This is a genomic window from Brevundimonas sp., assembly GCF_031082345.1.
Classification (GTDB): domain Bacteria; phylum Pseudomonadota; class Alphaproteobacteria; order Caulobacterales; family Caulobacteraceae; genus Brevundimonas.
The window spans coordinates 1-1,170 of record NZ_JAVHLH010000404.1; the positions used below are offsets into that span (position 1 = coordinate 1).

Genomic DNA, 1,170 nt, shown 5'->3' on the forward strand with positions numbered 1-1,170 from the left:
ATCTCGCCGAGGCGGGCCTCGATCCGGGGCGGCTCGCGCGGGCCGACGGCCTCGAACGCGACGATGGCCAGCACCGCCAGCACCAGCAGCAGGCCGAGACCGCCCATGAGCCATTCGAGCAGGGCGGGGGCGGGCAGGGGCTTCTTGCGCGCGGCCATCAGACCAGCAACCGGGCGGCGGCGGCGCCGATGGCGCCGGGGAAGGACAGGACCACCACGGCGTCGACGATCTCGGCCAGGCCGTGGCCCTGGGTGCGGCCGAACACCCACAGCACATAAAGGCTGGTCAGCAGCACCAGGCCGTAGCCGGCGAGGGTGTAGTGGAGGAAGGCGGACAGCGGGCGGTCGTGCACCTCCTGGCCCGCGAAGCCGACGCTGTAGACGATGGCGTGCATGACCAGCAGCGACCCGACCATCAGGGCGGCCACGTGAAGGGCGGTCATGCGATAGGCGATCAGGACCATCTCTTCGGTCGGGGCCATGTTGAGGCCGAGGAACAGGGCGCCGGCCACCATCAGGAACAGTTCGCCGGGATAGGCCGCCTGGTCCTCGTCGCCGACCTTGTCCCCACCGGCGCTGAGCTGGCGGCCGGCGAGCAGGGCGCCCATGGCCCCGGCGACGGCCTGGAGAACCAGCTGGCCGGCGATCTGGCCCGGCGGGGCGTCGGGCTCGAGCACGCCGAAGAGGGCGAGGACGATGGCGGCGACGAGGAAGCCGACGGCGAGGGCGACGAGGGTGTCGAGCAGGGCGTGGCCGACGCCCCGGTGGCTGGCGCTGAAGCCGGCGTAGAAGGCCAGGCCGAACAGCAGGGGCAGGGCGACGAGCAGGAAGGCGGCCAGCCGCGCCGGCTCGAGAATGAAGCCCAGCCACCACATTTCCATGGTCATCAGCAGCGGAAGGCTGAACAGCAGGGCGCCGCCGAAGGCGCGGGCCAGGTCGCGGGCGTAGTCGAACTCGCGGCGGCGGTCGAAGTCGAGGCTGGCGATCATGGAGACGGCAACTCCTGAAAGGGCGCTCCGGCTCCCGTTGTCGGGGCCGCTATTCGGGGAAGGCGACCAGAAGGGCGTCTAGGGCGGTCTCGATGCGGGCCCAGCCCGCCTCGTCGAGGGGGACGCCGCCGACCCCGGGGCGGGCGCCGCCGGACAGGGCGAGGTGCTGGACGGCGGCCAGC

1 protein-coding gene is annotated in these 1,170 nt (G+C 72.6%); it reads right to left on the bottom strand.

Annotation, left to right across the window (positions count from 1 at the left end):
• Window positions 1–157: 157 nt before the first annotated feature.
• A complete protein-coding gene (locus tag RDU12_RS15790; RefSeq protein ID WP_300290882.1) occupies window positions 158–988 on the bottom strand; it encodes a TIGR02587 family membrane protein in 831 nt (276 codons plus the stop codon).
• Window positions 989–1,170 lie beyond the last annotated feature (182 nt).

Excerpts from the sequence above, each read along its gene's own strand:
- RDU12_RS15790 (WP_300290882.1), bottom strand. The coding sequence starts at position 988 with ATGATCGCCAGCCTCGACTTCGACCGCCGCCGCGAGTTCGACTACGCC.